The organism is Corallococcus sp. AB018 (genome assembly GCF_003986945.1).
GTDB classification, from domain to species: Bacteria; Myxococcota; Myxococcia; order Myxococcales; family Myxococcaceae; genus Corallococcus; species Corallococcus exiguus.
In genome coordinates this window covers 1-20,711 of the sequence record NZ_RAWR01000193.1, presented here as the reverse complement: position 1 = coordinate 20,711, position 20,711 = coordinate 1, and the positions used below count along the sequence as shown (strand labels likewise).

The window sequence follows — 20,711 nt, the reverse complement described above, 5'->3', positions numbered from 1 at the left end:
CCCACCCCCTTCCCCAACCCTCATACACAGGAGCCGCCTGACATGCGCATCGTCTATCTGCATCAGTACTTCAACACCCCCACCATGCACGGGGGCACGCGCTCCTATGAGCTCGCGCGGCGCCTGGTCTCCATGGGCCACGAGGTCCACATGGTGACCTCCGACACCCGCACGGACGGAGGCACGGGCAAGGGCTGGCGCGAGTCCAACGAGAGCGGCATCCAGGTGCACTGGCTGCCGGTGCCGTACAACAACGCCATGAGCTACCCGGACCGCATCCGGGCCTTCAGCCACTTCGCCGTCAACTCCACGCGCCGCGCCGCGCAGCTGCCCGCGGACGTGTTCTTCGCCACCAGCACGCCGCTCACCATCGCGGTGCCGGGCATCGCCGCGTCGCGGTGGAACAAGCGGCCCATGGTCTTCGAGGTGCGCGACTTGTGGCCCGCCATCCCCATCGCGGTGGGCGCGCTCAAGAGCCGCTCCGCCATCCTGGCCGCTCAGCTGCTGGAGCGGGCCGCGTACGCGGGCGCGGAGCACATCGTCGCGCTGTCGCCGGGCATGAAGGCGGGCGTGGAGGCGGCGGGCGTGCCGTCGGAGAAGATCACCATCATCCCCAACCTCTGCGACCCGGACCGCTTCCAGGTGCCGGCGTCCGCGGGACAGGAGCTCCGGCAGAAGTACGCGTGGCTGGGGGACAGGCCCATGGTGCTGTACGCGGGCACGCTGGGGCTGGTGAACGGCGTGGAGTACCTGGTGCGGGTGGCCGCGGAGATGCGGAGGCTGGACCCGGAGGTCCGCTTCGTCATCATGGGCAAGGGCCGCGAGGAGTCCCTGCTGCACGCGCTGGCGGAGCGGCTGGGCGTGAAGAACCAGAACCTCTTCTTCCTGCCCAGCGTGCCCAAGGAGCAGGTGCCCGCGGTGCTGAGCGCGGCCACCATCGCCACGTCGATGTTCACGGACGTGCCGGGCATGCAGGACAACTCCGCCAACAAGTTCTTCGACGCGCTCGCCGCGGGCCGTCCGCTGGCGCTCAACTACGGCGGCTGGCAGGCGGAGCTGCTGGACCGGGAGGCCTTTGGCCTCAGGCTGCCGCCCAAGGACATCCCCGCCGCGGCGGCCATGCTGGCCAAAAGGCTGCGCGACCCGCGCTGGCTCGCGGAGGCCGGCGCGCTGGCCGGGAAGCTGGGCCGGGAGCGCTACTCCGCGGACATCGCGGCGAAGCGGCTGTCAGAGGTACTGCAGCGCGCGGCGGCCCGGTCATGACAGCGCGCTCGGTGGGGAGCAACTTCGTCTGGTCGCTCTCCGCCGGGCTCATCTATGCCCTCGCGCAATGGGGCGTCCTGGTGGCCTTCGCGCGGCTGGCCACCATGGAGGAGGTGGGCCAGTTCGCGCTCGCCCTGGCCATCACCGCCCCGGTGCTGCTGATGTCCCGCATGCAGCTGCGCACGCTCCAGGCCACGGACGCCCGGAGCGCCTTCGGCTTCGAGCACTACCTGGGCCTGATGGTGCTCAACGTCGTCGCGGGCGTGGCGATGTGCTGCGCCATCGCCACGGGGATGGCGGACTCGCTCCACGCGGGCTGGGTCATCGCGCTGGTGGCGCTGGCCAAGGGCTTCGAGGCGGTGAGCGAGGTCTTCTACGGCGCGCTCCAGAAGGTGGAGCGGCTGGGGCTCATCGCCCGGTCCACCATCGCCAAGAGCGTGCTGTCCGTGGTGCTGGTGCCGCTGGCGCTGTGGCTCACGCACAGCCCCATCGCCGGCGCGGCGGCCATGGCCTTCGCCTGGGCCATCGTCCTCTTCGTCTTCGACGCGCGGGCGCTCCGGCGCGAGTTCCCCGGCGTGCGCCCCTGGAGCACCCTCTGGCGCACGCCGTGGCGCACGGAGGGCACGCGGCTCAAGGCGCTCTTCCTCCTGTGCTGGGTGCTGGGCCTCACCGCGCTGATGGGCGCGCTGCGGCCCAACATCCCCCGCTACCTGCTGGAGGCACACGCGGGCCATGCGGAGCTGGGCATGTACGCCGCGCTCGCGTACTTCGCCGCGCTGGGCGGCCGGGTGGTGCACTCGCTGGGGCAGGCGGTGAGCCCCCGGCTGGGGCGCTACCACGCTGCGGGGGACGCGCGTCGCTACGGCAAGGTGCTGGTGGGCTTCACGGCGGCGTCCGCGGGGGTGGGCCTGTGCGCCATCGCCGGTGCGGCACTGCTCGGCCGGTGGGCGCTGACGCTCTTCTACGGCGCCGCCTATGCCGGAAATCTCACGTTGTTCGTCTGGCTGATGGGGGCGGCGGCGCTGGAGTACGTCTGCTTGAGCCTCGCGGTGGGACTCACCGCGGCGCGCGAGCTCAAGGGCCAGGTGGTGCTGCTCGTCGTCTCCGTGGCCGTGGTCGCGCTGGGCAGCGCGGTGTGGGTGCCGCGCGTGGGCCCGGTGGGGGCCGCATGGGCCCTGGGGCTGGGGTGGGTGTCGGAACTCGCGTGCAGCGTCTGGCTGACCTTGCGCGTCTGGCGGCGGCTGACGGCCCCGGAGCCCGCGCAAGCGCTTCGGACCGCCCCAGCGGGCCCCGTGGATGCACGGGAGCCGACAACAGGATGAGTCCCAGGGGTCGTGGTGGAGGACTGAAAGGATTTCTAGCCTTTCCGACTTCAAGGAGCGACGTCCCCATGCAAAGACAGGCAGGAACCGGGCTGTTCCTCAAGCGGTGCATCGACGTGGTGGCGGCAGGAGTGGGATTGATATGCCTTTCCCCCGTGATGGCCGCCACGGGGCTGTTCGTCCGTCTGACCCTGGGCGGCCCCGTCCTCTTCCGGCAGCGGCGCCCGGGGAAGAATGGCCAGCTGTTCACCGTCCTCAAGTTCCGCACGATGCTGGAGGCCACGGACGCGAACGGACAGGTGCTGCCGGACGAGCAGCGCCTCACCTGGGCCGGGCGGCTCTTGCGCTCCACCAGCCTGGATGAACTGCCGCAGCTGTGGAACGTGCTCCGGGGCGACATGAGCCTGGTGGGGCCGCGTCCGCTGCTCGTGGAGTACCTGCCGCGTTACTCCGCGGAGCAGGCGCGGCGCCACGACGTGCTGCCCGGCATCACCGGCTGGGCGCAGATCAACGGCCGCAACGCGCTCTCCTGGGAGGAGCGCTTCCGGCAGGACGTCTGGTACGTGGACCACTGGAGCGTGGCGCTGGACCTGAAGATACTGGCGCTGACGGTGGCGCGCGTGCTGCAGCGCCAGGGCATCTCCTTCGCCAGCGAGGCCACCATGAACAAGTTCATGGGCACCCCGCAGCCGGAGGCCAGGGTCCTGGCGCTCCGGCAGCAGGAACAGGCCCCCGTCAGCCCGCCGTCCGCAGCCCCTGTTTCCGGGGAACGGCTTGGACCGCCTCCACCACCCGTTCGAGTTCCCGGCGCGTGAGGTTGGAACCGGACGGCAGGCACAGGCCGTGGCGGAACAGGTCCTCCGCCACGCTGCCCCGCCGCCGCTCGAAGTTCGCGAAGACGGGTTGAAGGTGCATCGGCTTCCACACCGGCCGCGCCTCGATGTTCTCCCGCTCCAGCGCGGTGCGGACCGCTTCCCGGTCCGCGCCGAACGCCTCCGGGTCGATGGTGAGGGTCGTCAGCCAGCGCGTGTGACGGCCCCACGGGGCCTCCGGCATGAACTGGATGCCCGGCAGGCCCCGGAAGGCCTCCGCGTAGAAGGCGTGGTTCGCGCGGCGCGCGGCCACCCGGTCCTCCAGCACGTGCAGCTGCCCCCGCCCGATGGCGGCCAGCACGTTGCTCATCCGGTAGTTGTAGCCAACCTCCGAGTGCTGGTAGTGCGGCGCCGTGTCTCGCGCCTGCGTGGCCAGCTTGAGCGCGTGCTGCACCAGCTCGCCGTCCGCGGACACCAGCATCCCGCCGCCGGACGTGGTGAGGATTTTATTGCCGTTGAACGAATAGATGCCCACGCGGCCCACCGTGCCAGGGGCCCGTCCCTTGTAGGTGCTGCCCAGGGCCTCCGCCGCGTCCTCCACCACGGGCACGCCGTAGCGGTCGCAGGTGGCCATGAGGGGATCCAGGTCCGCGCTCTGGCCGTACAGGTGCACCACCACCACGGCGCGGGGCAGCCGGCCCAGGCGGGCCCGCATCGCCAGCTCCTCCTCCAGCAGCGCGGGGTCCATGTTCCAGGACGTGCGCTCGCTGTCGATGAAGACCGGGGACGCGCCCAGGTAGCGGATGGGATTCACCGACGCGGAGAAGGTGAGCGTGCTCACCAGCACGTCGTCGCCGGGCCCCACGCCCACCAGCTGGAGCGCCAGGTGGAGCGCGGCCGTCCCGGAGCTCAGCGCCAGCGCGTGCGGCGTCCCCACGCACCGGGCGAACTCCTCCTGGAAGGCATCGACGTGGGGGCCCAGGGGGGCAATCCAATTGCTTGCGAACGCGTCGTCGACATAGCCGCGCTCGAGCGTGCCCATGTGGGGCGAAGACAGGTAGATGCGGGAGGACATGCGAAAAACTCCAGGCAAGACCGGGTCCATGGACCCCGGCATTGCCTGGAGCGTTCGCACACTCCCTCCTCCCGCGCGCTCGGGCGGGAGGAGGGGGTGTTTGTTTCACATCGTGGAATTCGGCTTAGAGCGCCGAACCCTGGGACAGCAGCTTCGCGTTGAGCGCGCCGTTGCCGTAGTACTGGGTGTTCTGGCCCACGGTGTGGGTCTCCAGACGCTGCTGGAGGGCGGCGTTGTAGCGGCCCAGCTTCACCAGGCCGTCATTGAACCAGCCCGTGCCGCTGCCCGTGCCGTCCACGTAGTTGCCGTACTTCTTGGCGGACGGCCAGATGACGTTGTTCAGGGTGACGACGAACTTGCGCATGTCCGCGTCCGTCCACTCCATGCCCGCGTCGTGGGCTTCCACGATGTAGGCCATCACGCCGTTGCCGTGCGCCACGTCCTGGCCCGGGCGCTTCTTGGAGCCCCACTCGGCGGCCCAGAAGTACGCGTTGGAGTTCACCGGGCTGGTCATCAGCTGGCCGCGCAGCGACGAGGTGTTGTTGGGCATGTCACGGTTGATGTTGTTGAAGACGGTCAGGTACTGCGCCTTCTTCGTGGCGTCCGTCGTCATCTTCGACAGGTCCATGGCGATGTACGCCCAGTGCGACGCCATGTGCGTATTGACGCGGTAGAGGTAGCTGTTCGCGCCGCGCTTGTTCCACTTCTCGAACATGTTCCGTTCGGTGAACGCCAGCAGCTTGTCGTACTGCGTCTTGTACGTGCTGTTGTTGTAGAGCGCGGGCGTCTCACGGATGGTGCGCAGCATGCGCGTCACGTAACGCCAGCAGTAGCTTTCGAACAGGGGGACTTCCTGGCCCAGCGTGTCCGAGCGGGCGGACGCCCACCCCAGGTAGCTGTCCTTGAACTGGCTCCTGGGCAGCGAAGAGGAGACCTTCGCGTGGTTGACCATGTTGTTCACATACAGCAGCGCCCGGTCCATGTACTGCGTCTTGCCGGTGGCGCGATACATCGCGGTGTTGCCATCGACGCCGTAGGCGAGGTCGTAGAACTGCCAGCTGTCCAGCGACTGGCTCTTGGGCAGGAAGCTGGAGGTGTGCTCCGAGTTCCAGCGGTTCAGGAACAGCGTCTCCCAGGCCGCGACCGAGCGCAGGCTGGTGGCGGCCTGGGCCGTGGTGCCAAGGCCCTCCTCCGCGGTGGAGGGGGCAGGCGACTCCGCGGCGGCAGAACCGTCCGCCTCCGGAGTGGTGGGAGCAGCCTCGGCCTCCGGCTCGGAGGGACCCACTGCGATCTGCTCTTCGGGGGAAGAGGGAGCGAGCGTGTCCGCGTCAGGGGTGGAGACTTCGGTGCTGCCCGGGGTGTTATCTCCGTTGGGACTGGCCGTGCTGGCACCGTCCTGCTCGGGTTGGGGGCCGCAAGCACCACCACCCACCAGCAGGGTCAGCGACAACAGGGACGACAGGGCACGACCAGAGTTGCGACGACGGGATTCCAACATCAGGGGGGTCCTGTGGGGTAGCTCCCGTCAACCGCCCGGTAGGCTACCCTGTTGTGGGAACGCCGGAGTGCGTTCACCGGACGCCAAAATGTTTTGGCGACCCAGGTAATTCCTTTGTGATTAGACAAAAAAAGACACGGTGACTGCCCGTGAGTTGTCAGTCCAAGGCCCCATGGGCCTGTCCGCCTGAGCCGGTATGTGCGGTATCAGGGGTGGGGGGTGTATGACGAGGACAGGGCAGGCGAGCGCCATGCTGGTTCCCGACGCGGGCGCCTCGGCGCTATCCGGGCAGTACTTCCGCTCTGAGAATCACCTGCGCGCGGAGCAGGTCACCCATACGCTGGCGATTGAAGAAACCGATACACGCAGGACGTTGCGAATCCCACTCATCGTGCGAGCGATTGAGGGGACTTCGTACCGCGACGCCATTTCTCCGTATGGATTTCCGGGCGGTGAGCTGGACGGGTTGAGCGAGGTGCCAGCACCTGCCGTGGATTGGCGGGGCACGGAACTGGTCAGTATTTTCGTGAGGGAGCGGGTCCAGGGACCGCATTGCTTCTCGGGTGGTACCGCGCGCAACGAGGTCTTTTTCGTGGACCCATGCCGCCCGCTCACACCCCGGGAGATGCACCGCCGACACATGCGGCGAAATGTCCGGCTGGGATTCGTGAGCACCGTGTGTGCGGCCCGGGACGCACCGCCTGAAGAGCGCGCGGGGTTTCGCGAGGTGTACCGGCAGACCATGGTCCGGGACCAGGCGTGCCGCCGGTACTTCTTCTCCGACGCGTACTTCGAGGAGCTGTTCGCGTCCCCGGAGGCCTGGCTCGCGACGACGCGCGCGCCGGATGGGACGGTCGCCTCCGCGGCCCTGGTCGTCCGCAGCGACGGACTCCTGCACTACTACCTGGGCGGCACGGCGGATGCGCACCTGGCGCGCTCACCGGCGAAGAACGTCTTCGGCGAGATGAGCGCCTTGTGCGTGCGGCTGGGGCTTCCGCTTCACCTGGGGGGCGGGCTCTCTCCGGGGGACGGCCTGGAGGACTTCAAGCGCGGCTTCTCCAACGCCAGCGGCCGCATCCACACGCACGAAATCGTCTGCGACGCGGCGGCGTACGCTTCGCTTTCGGAGGGCCACCCCGCCAGCGGCTTCTTTCCGGCCTACCGCTCCCAGCACCTCCCATGACGAAGAGCCCCGGCCTCCCGCCCTCGAAGGGGCACGGGAGACCGGGGCTCCTCATGGACGGCCGGGGCCGCGTGGGGTCAGGCGCTGACGTTCTGCTCCGCCGAGGATGGCTTCGCGGGGCCGAAGGCGGGCAACACCTTCGCCACCGTCCCCGTCATCTTCGACGGGGTGTACGCGGGGATGAGGTCCTGGAGGGCGCGCTTCACGTCGTGGGAGTCACCGGCGCGGGCCGCGCGGTCCAGGCGCCTGAGCTGGAGCTGGAAGTCCGCGGGCGGCGCGGGGCTGCGGGCCACCTTGATGCGGTTGCGCACCTTCTGGGTGAGCTCCTCCTCCTCGGACATGAGCGTCTCCTCCAGCTTCTCTCCGGGGCGCAGGCCCGTGTAGACGATGGAGATGTCCTTGTCCGGCACCAGGCCCGTCATGGTGATCATGTTCGCGGCCAGCTCCGCGATGCGGACCGGCTCTCCCATGTCCAGGATGCACAGCTCGCCGTAGCCGCCCAGGCCGGCCAGCACCACCAGGCCCACCGCCTCCGGGATGATCATGAAGTAGCGGGTGCAGTCCGGGTGGGTGACCGTGACGGGGCCGCCCGCTTGAATCTGCTGCTTGAAGAGCGGCACCACGCTGCCCGCGGACCCCAGCACGTTGCCGAAGCGGACGGCGCAGAAGGTGGTGCGCGACGTCACCGCGATGTCGCGGATGACCATCTCCGCCAGCCGCTTGGAGGCGCCCATCACCGACGAGGGCTTCACCGCCTTGTCGGTGGAGATGAGGATGAAACGCTCCGCCCCGCACGCGTCCGCCATGCGCGCCACGTTCTGCGTGCCGAAGACGTTGTTCTTGATGGCCTCCTCCGGCGAGTCCTCCATCAGGGGCACGTGCTTGTGCGCCGCCGCGTGGAAGACGTACTGCGGCGCGAACTCCTGGCCAATGCGCATCAGCCGGTCCAGGTCGCGGATGTCCGCCACCACGGAGTGCACCGGCACGTGCGGGTAGCGCGACTGCAGCTGGCGCACCAGCAGGTAGAGCTCGTTCTCGTTGATGTCCACCACCACCAGCGACGCGGGCGAGTGCCCCGCGACCTGCCGGACGATTTCACTGCCGATGGAGCCCGCGCCGCCGGTGACGAGGATGCGGCGGCCCGTCACCAGCCGGTGCACCTCGTCATGGTCGAACGAGATGGCATCCCGGGGCAGCAGGTGCTCCGGCGACAGGTCGTGCAGCATGGCGGCGGTGATCTTCTGGTCCAGGTACGCGAACGAGGCCGGGATGATCTTGAAGCTGACGCTCTGGTGCCGGCACAGGCTCAAGAGGTGCCGGGTGCGCTCCGGGGACAGCCGGGGGATGGCGATGAGCACCTGCGTCACCCGGTGCTTCCTCATCAGCTCCGGCAGCGCGTCCAGCACGCCGAGCACCGGCTTGCCATTGAGGTACGTGCCCTGCTTGCCGGGGTCGTCATCCACCAGGCCGATGACGTGCCACGGGCTGTTGCGGTCCCGCACCAGGTCACGAAGGAGCAGGTCTCCGGCGCTGCCCGCGCCCACGATGAGGGTGCGCTGGGAGCCTTGCGCCCGCGCGCGCTGACGGTCCAGGTACCACTGTCGAACCATGCGCGGGGCGAAGCGGTGAAAGCCCAGCAGCGTGGTGGTGATGAAGAACTCCAGCGCGACCACCTGCCCCGGCAGCGATTCCATGAAGAAGATGGAGCGCAGCAATTCGAACACGATGGTGCCCGCGAGGCTGGCCAGCTCCAGCCGGACCGCCTCGTGGATGCCGGAGCGGTCGAAGGACCAGCGGTGCAGGCCCAGCCAGATGAGCGTCACCAGGCGCACCACGACCAGCAGCGCCACGGCCCGGGGCAGGACCTCCTTGCAGGCCGGGGACAGCCCGTCCGCGAAGTGCAGCATCGTGGCGGCGACCAGCGAGCTGGCGATGAGGACCGAGTCCACGCCCAGCATTCTCAGCCAGCCGAAACGGTGAGTCCTTCGCGGTGCGTGCTCCGGGGTTTCCCGTGGCCCTGCGTCCAGGCTCATCGCTTCCAGATTCTGACCGTGTTTCATCGATGTCTCCCCCTCCGGCCCAGCGTCCACGGAGAATCCGCCGTCCTCCCATCGCGTAATCAGGAAGACACGCCCTAGCTCGGAATCGCGGAAAGGTGGACGCGCGTCCAGTGTCATCACAGCCGTCCAGGAGTGCTGTCCGACCTGATTCCCGGGAACGTGCTCGCCAGCGAGCAGGCGCCCTGCCCCACGGGGCCAGAAGACAGACATCCCCAGGGCTCCCAGGCGCCGGGCCTCCATGGGCACCTGGCCTGCCGCGGTGGCGTTTCATCGATGTGACACATCCCCGGGAGGAAGGGGCGGGCGCGGCCGTGGCGCGATGGCGGCGGCGCCGGACTGACACTTCGCGAGTCTTGCTCCGCCGGAGCCCGCCCGCCACGCTTGGGCCATGACGACCGAATTCATCCTGCTCCGGCACGGGGAGACGGAGTGGAACGCACTGGGGCGCCTGCAGGGGCACCTGAACAGCATGCTCAGCCGTGAAGGGCAGCGGCAGGCGGAGGCGCTCGCGGCGCGGCTGGCCACCCTTCCCTTCCAGGCCCTCTACAGCAGCGACCTGGACCGCGCGGTGCAGACGGCCTCCCGCATCGCGGCGAGGACGGGCCACGACGTCCAGCGGGACGCGCGCCTGAGGGAGCGCGGGTTGGGCGTGCTCGAAGGGCTGACGCGCGCGGAGGCCGGCCAGCGTCACCCGGCTGTCTTCGCCGCGTACGCGGAGGGACATGCCGACTACGTGGTGCCCGAAGGGGAGAGCGCGTCCCAGCGCCTGCGGCTGGCGCTGCACTGCCTGGAGGAGCTGGGTGCGCGCCATCCAGGGGCCCGCGTCGTGGTGGTCACCCATGGCGGCCTGCTCAGCGCCCTGTTGCGCCACTGCCTGGGCATCCCCGCCGCCGCGCCGCGCGCCTTCTCCGTCCTCAACGCGGGTTGGAACCAGTTCGACCTCCATGACGGGTCCTTGCGGATGGTGACCTGGGGGGACGTCAGCCACCTGAGCGCGCTCAGCCTGGACGACACCTGAAGCGTCTGTGACGGACCGTGCCTGGATGGACGTACAATGACGCGCGCCATGCGCACGCCAACCGCTCCGGGGCTGGGACCGCCTGCTGTCTTCGTGGGCCGAGCCCAGGAGGTACGGCGGCTGGGGGACATGCTGAGGCGCGTGCGCACGGGCGTCGTCTACGGGCTGCCCGGGGCGGGCAAGTCCGCGCTGGTGGCGGCGGTGGCCGCGAAGCACCGGGGGCCCGTCGTGCACCGGCGCGTGCGGCCCGGGGACACGCTGGACACGGTGGTGGACGACGTGCGCCGCCTGCTGAGCGAAGCGCCCGTGGCCCAGGCCCTGTCGGACGCGTCCCGGCTGGAGGCGCTGGCGGGGGAGCTGGAGGCGCGCCGCGCCCTGTGCGTGCTGGACGACCTGCACGTGCTCGGGCCGCCGGAGCGCGCCGCGCTGGTGGAGGACCTGGGAGGTCGGCTCCGGCAGGGCACGCTGCTGGCCACCTCGCGCGAGTCGGTGCCCCGGCACGCGGCGAGTCCGGACCGGGTGGAGCTGCGGCTGGAGGGCCTGCCGGAGGAGGCCGCGAGAGAGCTGTGGCGGGAGCTGGACGCGCTCTATGGAAAGCGCGACGGCTTCGACGCGGCGTGGGGCCGCTCGCGGGGCCTGCCCTTCCTCCTGCGCCGCGCCCACGCGGGCGACACGGGCGGGGACGAACCGGTGCGGGCGGCGCTCGCCGCGCTGCCCGCGGACGAACGGCGGCTGGCCGCGATGATGTCCCTGAGCCAGCTGCCGCTCACCATGAGCACGCTGCGGCCGGTGCTGTCCGGCGACGCGGCGGACCAGGCGCTGCGCCAGCTGGGCGCGAAGCTGCTGGTGGAGACGGACTCGCGGGGCCGGCACGGCGTGCACGACCTGGTGCGCGAGGCGATGGTGTCCCTGCTGTCGCCGGACGAAGCGCGCGCGGGCCACGAAGCGCTGCTGGAGGCCCTGGAAGAGGAGCCCCTGCCCGCCGTGGTCCGGGTGCGCGCGGTGTGCCGCCACCTCCAGGCGCTCGGCCGGCATGAAGCGCGCGCGGACTTCATCGTCGCGCAGGCGGAGGCCCTGGTGCGCCACGGCGCCGCGGACGAACTCCTGGGCCTGTTGGACTCGCTGCCCGCCGCGCTGCGCACGCCCCAGGTGAAGCTGGCCCATGCGAGAGCGCGGGTGCGGCTGCTGGATTTGCGCCGGGCCTATCCGGAGCTGTTGGCCCTGCGCGCCTCGCTGGAGGCCGACGCCGGAGCGCCGGACCCGGAGTCGAACGAGGCCCTGCGCGAGGGCGTGGGCGCCGTGCTGGTGCGGGTGGCCCTCTTCGCTATGGAGCCGGAGGCCTGCGAACGCACGCTGGAGTCCATGCCGGTGCCGAGCAGCGCGGAGGTCTTCCTCCAGCAATTGCTGGCATGGACCGCGCTGCGCTTCTTCCAGGGACGGCTGGATGAATCCCTGGCGATGCTGGACAACGCCGCCACCGCGACCGGGGACCGGCGCGTGCTGGGCTGGTGCGCCTACGCCCGCGCGCTGATGCTCTGGATTGAAGGCCGGGACAGCGAGCTGGCGGAGCCCCTGGCCCAATGTGTGTCATTGCTGGAGGACGCGCCGCTCGACTCGCGGGGCCCCCTGGTGGCGGCCATGTCCGCGGGCATCCTCAGCCGGCTGGGCCGCTTCACGGAGGCCGACGCCGCGCTCGCCAGCGCCCGGGAGCGCCTGGGCCAGCTGGGCGCCCCCCGCCTCGCGCTGGAGCTGGACTGCATCGCGGCGTGGGTGCGCGGAGAGTCGGGACAGCGCGGAGCGGCGCTCGCGGCGCTGAGGGAGACGGAAGGCCGCGCGGAGAAGGCGGGCTACCTCTTCGTCCGGCTGCTGTGCCGCGTGGGCTCGGGCCGCATGCTGCTGGAAATGGGCCGGCGCGCGGAGGGCCACGCACAGCTGGACGCGGTGGAGGAAGAGGTCCGGGCGCGCGGCGTGGTGGGGCTGATGCGCGCCGCCCGGGTGGCGCGCACGCTGGACGTGCCGGGGCCGGAGGCACCGCCCGTCACAGTGGAGCCCCGCGAGGTGCGCCCCGGCATCGCCGCCCGCCAGCGCGCCCTGGCCGCCCTGGCCGCCGCCCGGAGCGCGGACGCCCCGCGCGCCACGGCGCTGCTCACCGCGCTGGAGCCCCTGGCCCGGGGTGACGACTTCGCGCTGGAGCGCATGCTGGGACACCTGACCCGCGCCACGCTCCACCGTCACGCGGGCCGCGCCCGCGAGGCGGCGCAGGCCCTGGAGGAGGCCACGCGCGAAGGCACCAGGGGAGGAGTGGACCCCGAGCTGATGGCGGAGCTGAACCGGCCACTCGCCTCCGCCGCGCAAGCCGCTTCCCTCCCGCAGGCGCCCGCGCCGGAAGAGGTGGTGCTGGACGCCCGCCGTCACGAGCTGCGCGCCCCAGGGAAGACCGTCTCCCTGGAGCGCAGAGCCCTGCCGCGAAGGCTGCTCTACGCCCTGGCCCGCCAACCAGGCCGCATCCTGCCGAAGGAGGACTGCGTGCGCGCCATGTGGAACGCGGACTACGACCCGCGCCTGCATGACAACGCCTTGCGCGTCCACGTAAGCCACGTGCGAGACATGCTGGAGGGCACCGGCACCCGGGTGGTCTTCGAGGACCCCGGCTACCGCCTGGAGGTGTCTCCAGGCTTCACCTTCGTCGCCGAGTAGACATCCAGAGCCTGGACATGTGACACGCTGTAGCAGTCACGCCAACCCCATCACAGTAGTTATCCAGTTACAATAAATCGTCGGCCAGGGCATTTACAAGGAGTCCTGGGTTCATCCAGAATCCCGCCGCCTCATATTTTCCAACAAAAACGGGGTTCACATGATTTCGGCTCAGATGGTGCGTCGCTGGACTGCTGCCAGCGCGGTGTCGCTGCTGGTCGTCGGTTGCGGTCCCCAGACCACGGAAGAGAAGCAGGCCCAGCCGGAGACGCCGGCTCCCGCCGCCACCACCCAGGAGATCGTCGGTGGCTCGGCGACCACCATCGCGGCGAACCCCTGGCAGGTGTCGCTGCAGAGCAGCAGCGGCAGCCACTTCTGCGGCGGCTCCATCATCAACGAGAGCTGGATCCTCACCGCGCAGCACTGCGTGAACTCCGGCGGCAGCATCTCCAAGCCGGGCCGCATCGTGGCGGGCGTCACCAACCGCACCACCACCACCGGTGGGCAGGTCCGCACCGTGTCCCAGGTGGTCGTGTACCCGGGCTACGTGGACGCCAACTACGGCAAGGACGCGGCGCTCCTCAAGCTGTCCTCGCCCCTGGACCTGAGCGGCGCGAACGTGAAGGCCATCCCGTACGTCACGGCGGCGGATGAGGCCTCGGGCGTGGGCGGCGTCGGCGCCGTGGCGCGCGTCACGGGCTGGGGCACGCTGTCCAGCGGCTCCTCCTCGTTGCCGACCACGCTCCAGACGGTGGACGTGAACATCATCAGCAACGCCGCCGCGCAGGCCGACTACCAGGGTGAGGAGACCATCACCGCGGACCAGCTGGGCGCGAAGGCCCCGGGCAAGGACTCCTGCCAGGGTGACAGCGGCGGTCCCCTCACCGTCCTCAATGGCAGCACCCGCGTGCTCGCGGGCATCGTGAGCTGGGGTTACGGCTGCGCCGACGCGTCGTACGCGGGCATGTACGGCCGCGTGTCGTCCTTCGCCAGTTGGATCAACACCACCATCAATGCCCCGCAGCAGCCGACGCAGACGCTGCTGAACCAGACCGGCATCTCCGGCGCGGCCAGCTCCTTCAAGCACTACGCCATCACCGTCCCCGCGGGCGCCACCACCCTGACGGTGGAGCAGTCCGGCGGCACGGGTGACGCGGACCTCTACGTGCGCCAGGGCTCGCAGCCCACCACGACCGCGTACAACTGCCGTCCGTACCTCAGCGGCAACGGGGAGTCCTGCACCATCACCGCCCCCGCGGCCGGCACCTGGTACGTCTCCGTGCGCGGCTACTCCGCGTACTCGGGCGTCTCCCTGCTCGCCACGGTGCCGTAGTCGCCGCCTGACACCGGCGTGAGTGCGCAAAGCCCTCTTCCTCCCTTCGCGGAGGGAGGGGGCTTTCGTGTTTCAGCCACCTCGTGGGCATGGAGTGCTACACCCGGTGTCATGGCCCGGCCCAGAGCTTCGCGCTGTCCCCACTGCAACGCGCCCTTCACACCCCAGACCGCGAAGACGCACTACGTCTGCGGCTACTGCGGCCACGCCTTCGACCTGGACGGCCCGCTTCCGGTGCAGCCCGGCCCGCGCGCGCCGCCGCCCGCCCAGAAGAACCAGCAGGTCGTGGTGATGCTCGCGGGCGTCGCGGTGATGGTCCTGATGGGAGTCATGGGCGCGGTGTTCTTCCTCGCCGCAGGCCCGGACACGCACGAGCCCATCCGCACCCCGCCTCCCGCGGCCGTCCGCCCCGTTGCGCCTCCAGTCATCCCCACGCCTCCGCCCGAGCCGCCCAAGCCCGCGCCCGAGCGCATCCAGTGGGTGGAGCGGGGCGCGCCTGCGTTCGTGGACGTCAACGGGGATGGGACGGAGGACATCGTCGGCCACGTGAGCGTGCACGAACCCAGCTCCGGCTTCCGGCACTTCATCGCCGCGTTCGACGGCCGGACGTTCCAGAAGCTCTGGGAGTCGTCGCCCTCGGAAGGGCCGGACGCCTCCCGCTACACGAAGGTCATCGCCCAGAACGGCCGGCTGGTGATGAGCGAGCAGCGCACGGTGAACCTGCTGGAGCTGGAGACCGGAAAGCGGCTGGGGCGCGTGCCGCTGACGGACTCGCCGCGCCGGCTCTGCATCCCGCCCGGAGACACGACGTCCGTCTGGGTGGAGTTGGTGGACCACCAGCACCTGCTCTTCGACACGCTCACGGCCACCGCGAAGCCCGCGCCCCGTGCGCCGAAGGGCTGCGCCACGCCGCCCTTGAGTCCCCAGACGTGCAACATGAGCCGGCCGGCGGAGCACCCCACCTCCTGCGAGCGCTCCAGCTACCCGCCCTCCGACATCCGCGGCTTCTCCACCAAGTACCTCTTCCGCACGGGCGGTTATACGCTGGCGCTGGGCACGCGGTGGCCGGGGACGCAGGTGCCCCTGGTGGGGCTGTACGCGCCGGGCAACCGCAAGCCGCTGTGGCACGACACCGTGTCGGAGAAGGATCCGCTCCTCCTGCGGGACACCGCGCCGGAGGTGGGGGAAATCACGCAGGACGCCGTCTACGTCGTCTATGAGCTGGACAAGGGCGGTGCACAACTCATCCGGCGAGACCTGCGCACCGGCGCCGTGGCATGGGACGTGGCCCTGCCCGAATCCAACTTCACCTCTCAGCTGACGGCCCTCTGGGTCCGGGGCGGCCGGGTGTACGTGCCGCAATGGGGCAGCCTTCGCGTGCTGGACGCCGCGACGGGCGAGCGCATCGGCGGCATCGGGACGGAATGAATCAGTAGATGGAGATGAGGTGGACCCGCACGCGGGGGTTGCCGAGGTACTCCTCCAACCGCCAGCGGGTCCGCATCCCGTCCTCGCGGATGCCCACGCCGCCGTCCGTGGGAGCCTCCGCGCTGGCGAGCGCATCCCGCAGGTGGGACACCGCCCAGCGGTCGAACTTCGGGTCCCCGGAGCCCTCCAGCACCTGGAGGTCGATGAGGCTGCCGTCGCGCGCCTGCCGCACCTCCACGATGGCGACGAGCGCGAGCACGGGGGCCGTGACGTCCACCATGTACATATTCGCCGCGCGCCCGGCCTCCACGGCCGCGAGCAGCCGGTCGGACGTCTCCCGGCGGACGTCGCGCGCCTGGGGCGCGAAGGGAGTGCCCGTCTTGCCGAAGCGCTCGATGGACTCCAGCTGCTCGCGCTTCAGCCGGCGGGCGAGCACATCGGTGTTGGGAGGGGGCGGGTTCACCAGCCGCTCGGAGAAGCCCTGGCGCAGCTTCGCGAAGTAGGGAGGCGTCGCGCCCGTGGCTCGCGAGGACGCGGTCGCATCCTTGGCCCAGCCATCCACCTTCTGACGCGCCTCCTCCGCCTCACGGGCCGCCAGGGCCTTGGGGTCCGGCTCCGAGCCGGGGACGTTGCGGATCGTCCGCCCCGTTGACGGAGGCCCTTTGAGGAGCCCACCGCCCAGCAGCCCGGGCGGTTCCAGTTGGAGCGGGACATCCCGGACCGGAGGTGACGCGCGCTCGGTGGGCGCTTCCGCGATGGGTTCCGAAGCGGCGGTCCCGGGAGTCTCGGGTGGAGCTGGCGCTTCGTCCTTCTTCCCCGCGCGCGTGGAGGGTTCGCGCTCCGCCACCTGCGCTGGCGCTTCGTCCTTCTTCCGGGCGCGCGTGGAGGGCTCGCGCTCGTCCGGACGCGCTGGCGAGCGCCTCGGCTCCTCTTCCGGCACGGGCGGCGCGGGGCGTGCGTCCCGGGTGACAACCTCCATCTCGATGACCCGCGACGGCTCGTGACGCCGGACGTTGGCGGACGGGCTCCGCCACAGCGCGAAGAGGAGCGCCGCGTGCAGGAGCACTGACACGCCGAGCAGGAGGAGCAGCTGTGAGCGGCGGGACACGAAGTTCAGCTTGCTCCGTCCCGCCGCGCGGGAGAAGTGGCGCGGAGCGTGGGTGTTGGACCTCCACGCTCCCCTGCCCTCTCCTTCCCTCTTACGGCGCGGCCGGTGTCCGGAATTCCGGAATGAGCTCGCCCGTGAGCCGGATGCTCTTCAGGACCTTGTCGTGCGCCAGCGCGCCCACCTGGTGGAAGGACATGAGCGCGTCGATGCCCAGCGCCTGGTAGCGCTTGAGCCCCGCGCGCACCTGCTCCTGGGTCCCGACGATGAGCGAGTCCTGCGCGCTCAGCACCTCCCAGACCTGCTCGTCCGGGACCTGCTCACCGCCCATGATGCGGCCCAGGAGGCGCTGCGCCTGGGACTGCGGCGCGTTCGGGTCCTTCTTGCGCAGGTACTGGCCCGTCAGGCCTCCGCCCGCCGGGTCCTTCGCCAGCACCTCCAGCTCCGCGGCTGTCTTCACGAAGGCGTCCTTCGCCTCGAAGAAGGTGAACGAACCGCTGGTGTACCAGGCGGCGGCCTTCGCGGCGCCGTTCTCCATCGCCTCGCGCTCGCTGTCCGCGCAGTGCACGAAGGTGAAGAAGGCGACCTGGTCGTTGACGAACGCGCCCACCGGCTCGCAGCGCGTGCGCAGCGCCTCGCGGTAGATGTGGATCATCTCCGCCACCTCCTCCGGAGAGGCCCAGAGCGTCACGCCCAGCGCGCCCACGCCGTTGCGCCCCGCCTGCTCGAAGGACGCGGGGCTGGAGCACGCCTGCCACAGCGGCGGGTGCGGCTTGCGGTACGGCTTCGGGATGACGCTGACGTCTTTCAGCCGCAGGTCCGGCCCGTCCCACGACACCTTGTCCTGCGTCCACAGCTTCGGAACCAGCTCGAACGCCTGCTGCATCTGCCCGCGCGTGGAGTCAGGCTCGATGTTGAAGGTGCGCCACTCCGGGATGGTGCTGCGCGCCAGTCCCAGCTGGAAGCGGCCCCCGCTCAGGTGGTCGATGAAGGCCGCGCGCTCCGCGATCCGGATGGGATGATTGAAGCGCATGGGCGCCAGCACCGACGAGTGTCCGACATGCAGGTTCTTCGTGCTCCGCGCGATGGCGGTGAGCATGATCTCCGGCGCGGAGCTGTAGCTGAACTCCACGGCGGTGTGGTGCTCCACCTGCCACCAGACGCCGTAGCCCATCTCGTCCGCCAGCCGCGCCTGCTCCAGCGTCTCCTGGATGAGCTGGTGCTCGTGGTCCGGACCGCTCCAGCGTTCCTTCGGGTGCTGCATCTCCGAAAAGATGTCGAGCCGCATGATGTCCCCCTGAAATCGGTTTCACGTCTCCAGCAACAACAAGAACAACTCCCGCGCCGTCCGGAAGCAACCCGCTCCGGACGGCGTGGGTGAGACCGTCACTCCACCCAGTGGACCTTGCCCAGACCGGCCGGGATGAGGTCGCAGACGTAGAGGCTGTCGTCGTACGGGGAGGTGTCGTACACGCCCCGCGCGGCGATGCAGCGCGCCTGGTTCGGATAGGGCGCGTTGAACTCCGCGGCGAATGGATTCGCGGGCCGTGCTTACGGATCCTCGGGGGGAAGGGTGCAGGTCCAGGTGTTGCCGGGCTTGCAGTAGCAGCTCCCCGTGGGCAGCCCGCTCAGACAGCAATCCCGGTAGGTGCCGACGGAGGGACACGACGTGCCGTCAATGAACGTGCACGTGTTGGCGCGCGTGCAGCTGGGCGGAGGGGTCGAGGGACAGTACTGATAGGAGCCGTTGCACTGCACATATTGGCCGTCCACGGAGGAGCAGGAGCTCCCCGAGCACGACACCGTCGTCCCCGACGCACAGGTCGTCGAACAGGTCGACAAGGCACTGGAGACCTGTCCCAGGTCCTCCGACACGTCGCCGGAATCCGTACCACCGCAGGCCGCCAGCGTCGCGATGACCAGTGCCGCGAACACACCCGATACAAGCTTCATGAGCTTCATCCTCTCTTGCGGATACATCCAGCTAGACAGCTTATCCCCACAAGATTTGATTCGATAGGGTTCACACCGGCGGCGGGAGCACGGGCGTGGGGTACGCTGGCGGCACTTCACGCCAGGGGACCCGTCCATGTGTCGGAGCATCAAGACGCTGTTCAACTTCGAGCCCCCCGCGTCCGACGCGGAGGTGCGGGCGGCGGCCGTTCAGTTCGTGCGGAAGCTGAGCGGCACCAGTGCCCCTTCGAAGGCGAACGAGGAGGCCTTCAACCGCGCCGTCGAGGACATCACCGAGACAGCGCGACGGCTGATGGACTCGCTGGTGACCACCTCCCCGCCGCGCAACCGCGACATGGAGGCCATGAAGGCGAAGCTGCGGTCCGCGAAGCGCTTCGCACCGCGCTAACGTGCTCCCCATGTTCCTCGCCTCGCTGCTGTCCGCGTTCGCTGGCGCCTGGCTGTTCGCGGCGGCGCCATTCACCGTCACGATGAAGTCCGCGGGCTACTCCGCCCGGTCGGATGGTGAGACGGTCACCGTCACCCGGGTGGAGCCCAAGAGCGTCGCCGCCGAGGCGGGCCTCCAGAAGGGCATGAAGGTGACAGGCATCACCCAGCCGCCCAGGGGCTTCACCCGGGTGCCCCTGCCCCAGCTCGACGCCACCGACCTGCAGGACGCGCTGACGCCCCAGCCCGCCGAGACCCTCTGGCTCCGGGTGGAGACGAAGCGGGGCTCCGACCAGCTCATCCTCAAGAGCCGGGAGCCCCTCCCCGACAACCCGTTCCCGGTCGTGCCGCTCACGGACGCGCAGCAGGCGCGCCTGACCCCCAACCAGGCCAGCCGCTACCAGCAGCGGCTCGTGCAGTTCGCCGTGGAGGCCATGCGTCGGCCCCAGGTCGAAGCCCGCCAGAACACCACCGCCTACGTGATGAAGGGAAAGCTCAGCGGCATCGACGGCGGCGGCGCCACGCCCCTCTGGCTCCATCCGAGCATCGAGCTGCGGCACTCCTGTGGCGACAGCCTGGAGAAGATGGAGCTAAGCAGCGCCGCGGGGAACGTGAACCTCACGCTGCGGCCCGAGGATGCCACCAAGGCGGGAGGCCCCATCCAGTTGGCCCCGCCGCTCTGGCCCATGCAGCAGGTGCTCCGCTGTGAAGGCGCCCGCACCGCCTTGCAGCAGACCCTGCACGTCAAGCTGGCCTGCAAGGGACTGCCTCCCGCGGAGCACGACTTCAACGTGAAGCTGACCGTGCGCTGTGACGATCTCCATTCCCAGCCTGGGCCGGCCCAACCGCCGCTGGTCCTGGAGGAGCCCAAGGACTTCCTCGTGGGAGACACGACCCCGCTCCAGATGAAGGTGTTCGCGCACCAGCTCGTCCCCCGCCCCACCGAGGCGACCCTCGTGGAGCTGGATGCCCAGGGCCAGGTGCTCCGGCGGCTGACGCCAGTTCCCATGGGGAAGAACGCCCACGAACCCGGCCTGCCGCTCCAGGTCACGCTGGACACGACGGCGAGGCGCACCGCGCGGCTCGCGCTGGACGTGCGCTTCTCCGACGGAAGCACCTGGCTCAGCGAGCCGCAGACGCGGGAGATCCGCACCCGGGCGCAGGTGGAGGGTCTGCGCCGGGAGGCGCTCGAGACCAACGCGAGGGCCTCCGCCTTCCTGGAGGAACTCAACGACACGTTCAGCGAGCCCTGTGACGACGTGCCCACCACGATGAAGTGGATCCTGGCCCATCCCGCCATCGAGGCCGCGCACACGGGATTCCGGAAGCTCCACTACAAGGTGAGGGGCAGCTCCCACTTCTCAGTCTTCATGTGCGGCTACGACTAGTCCCAATGCCGGTCAGTTAGGGCGAGGGCGCTTCACCCACTTCTTGTCGTAGTTGCTCATCTTGATTTTTACGACTCGTGGGAAGCGCCTCTCGCTCCTTCGTTCCGGTAACAGCAGCAACCCCAGGTG

The 20,711-nt window shown here is 70.0% G+C and carries 16 protein-coding genes; 10 read left to right on the top strand and 6 right to left on the bottom strand.

The window, feature by feature from the left end:
* The 3 genes from D7Y11_RS32375 to D7Y11_RS32365 form a co-directional block, all read left to right on the top strand.
* The coding region (locus D7Y11_RS32375) for a glycosyltransferase family 4 protein (protein WP_233607447.1) at nucleotides 1–1,263 on the top strand (1,263 nt) is incomplete at its 5' end.
* Nucleotides 1,260–2,585: a lipopolysaccharide biosynthesis protein gene (locus D7Y11_RS32370; RefSeq protein WP_121752512.1), complete on the top strand. Its 1,326-nt coding sequence runs from the start codon at nucleotides 1,260–1,262 to the stop codon at nucleotides 2,583–2,585. The genes D7Y11_RS32375 and D7Y11_RS32370, both read left to right, overlap by 4 nt.
* A gap of 68 nt (nucleotides 2,586–2,653) precedes the next feature.
* On the top strand, nucleotides 2,654–3,400 hold the full coding sequence (locus tag D7Y11_RS32365; protein WP_126935611.1) for a sugar transferase: 747 nt from the start codon (nucleotides 2,654–2,656) through the stop codon (nucleotides 3,398–3,400).
* On the opposite strand, the gene D7Y11_RS32360 is transcribed toward D7Y11_RS32365, so the two are convergent.
* Together D7Y11_RS32360 and D7Y11_RS32355 are read right to left on the bottom strand one after the other, a co-directional pair.
* Entirely contained in the window at nucleotides 3,321–4,472 is a 1,152-nt protein-coding gene (locus tag D7Y11_RS32360; protein ID WP_121752514.1) for a DegT/DnrJ/EryC1/StrS aminotransferase family protein, read from the bottom strand. The two genes, D7Y11_RS32365 and D7Y11_RS32360, sit on opposite strands and share 80 nt — an antisense overlap.
* 124 nt (nucleotides 4,473–4,596) lie before the next feature.
* Nucleotides 4,597–5,970: a hypothetical protein gene (locus tag D7Y11_RS32355; RefSeq protein WP_121752515.1), complete on the bottom strand. Its 1,374-nt coding sequence runs from the start codon at nucleotides 5,968–5,970 to the stop codon at nucleotides 4,597–4,599.
* A 196-nt stretch (nucleotides 5,971–6,166) separates the two neighbouring features.
* Here D7Y11_RS32355 and D7Y11_RS45260 point away from each other — a divergent pair, with 196 nt between their 5' ends.
* Nucleotides 6,167–7,153, top strand: coding sequence for a GNAT family N-acetyltransferase (locus D7Y11_RS45260; protein ID WP_306770478.1), 987 nt, complete (start codon nucleotides 6,167–6,169; stop codon nucleotides 7,151–7,153).
* Nucleotides 7,154–7,230: 77 nt separating this feature from the next.
* Here the strand turns inward: D7Y11_RS45260 and D7Y11_RS32345 are convergent, their stop codons facing one another.
* Nucleotides 7,231–9,111 carry a nucleoside-diphosphate sugar epimerase/dehydratase gene (locus D7Y11_RS32345; protein ID WP_233604894.1) on the bottom strand — a complete coding sequence of 627 codons (1,881 nt, stop codon included), beginning with the start codon at nucleotides 9,109–9,111 and terminating at the stop codon, nucleotides 7,231–7,233.
* 490 nt (nucleotides 9,112–9,601) lie between these two features.
* Between D7Y11_RS32345 and D7Y11_RS32340 the strand changes: the two genes are divergently transcribed.
* The 4 genes from D7Y11_RS32340 (at nucleotide 9,602) to D7Y11_RS32325 (ending at nucleotide 15,689) form a co-directional block, all read left to right on the top strand.
* A complete protein-coding gene (locus tag D7Y11_RS32340; protein ID WP_121752517.1) occupies nucleotides 9,602–10,231 on the top strand; it encodes a histidine phosphatase family protein in 630 nt (209 codons plus the stop codon).
* Between the two features lie 48 nt (nucleotides 10,232–10,279).
* On the top strand, nucleotides 10,280–12,928 hold the full coding sequence (locus tag D7Y11_RS32335; RefSeq protein ID WP_126935610.1) for a winged helix-turn-helix domain-containing protein: 2,649 nt from the start codon (nucleotides 10,280–10,282) through the stop codon (nucleotides 12,926–12,928).
* 175 nt (nucleotides 12,929–13,103) lie between these two features.
* Entirely contained in the window at nucleotides 13,104–14,261 is a 1,158-nt protein-coding gene (locus tag D7Y11_RS32330; protein ID WP_233597324.1) for a trypsin-like serine protease, read from the top strand.
* Between the two features lie 111 nt (nucleotides 14,262–14,372).
* The gene (locus D7Y11_RS32325; protein WP_120579648.1) at nucleotides 14,373–15,689 is read left to right on the top strand and encodes a PQQ-binding-like beta-propeller repeat protein; all 1,317 of its coding nucleotides are present in this window, start codon (nucleotides 14,373–14,375) and stop codon (nucleotides 15,687–15,689) included.
* Between the two features lies 1 nt (nucleotide 15,690).
* Here the strand turns inward: D7Y11_RS32325 and D7Y11_RS32320 are convergent, their stop codons facing one another.
* From D7Y11_RS32320 to D7Y11_RS32310, 3 genes are all read right to left on the bottom strand, one after another.
* Nucleotides 15,691–16,797: a ferrichrome ABC transporter substrate-binding protein gene (locus D7Y11_RS32320; RefSeq protein ID WP_199753836.1), complete on the bottom strand. Its 1,107-nt coding sequence runs from the start codon at nucleotides 16,795–16,797 to the stop codon at nucleotides 15,691–15,693.
* Between the two features lie 91 nt (nucleotides 16,798–16,888).
* Nucleotides 16,889–18,082, bottom strand: a complete 1,194-nt coding sequence (locus D7Y11_RS32315) for an LLM class flavin-dependent oxidoreductase (protein WP_120579650.1) — start codon at nucleotides 18,080–18,082, stop codon at nucleotides 16,889–16,891.
* A 263-nt stretch (nucleotides 18,083–18,345) separates the two neighbouring features.
* On the bottom strand, nucleotides 18,346–18,747 hold the full coding sequence (locus D7Y11_RS32310) for a hypothetical protein (protein ID WP_121752541.1): 402 nt from the start codon (nucleotides 18,745–18,747) through the stop codon (nucleotides 18,346–18,348).
* Nucleotides 18,748–18,883: 136 nt separating this feature from the next.
* Between D7Y11_RS32310 and D7Y11_RS32305 the strand changes: the two genes are divergently transcribed.
* Nucleotides 18,884–19,156 carry a DUF2277 domain-containing protein gene (locus D7Y11_RS32305; protein ID WP_120579651.1) on the top strand — a complete coding sequence of 91 codons (273 nt, stop codon included), beginning with the start codon at nucleotides 18,884–18,886 and terminating at the stop codon, nucleotides 19,154–19,156.
* A gap of 10 nt (nucleotides 19,157–19,166) precedes the next feature.
* A complete protein-coding gene (locus tag D7Y11_RS32300) occupies nucleotides 19,167–20,582 on the top strand; it encodes a PDZ domain-containing protein (protein ID WP_126935608.1) in 1,416 nt (471 codons plus the stop codon).
* The last annotated feature ends 129 nt before the right edge of the window (nucleotides 20,583–20,711 follow it).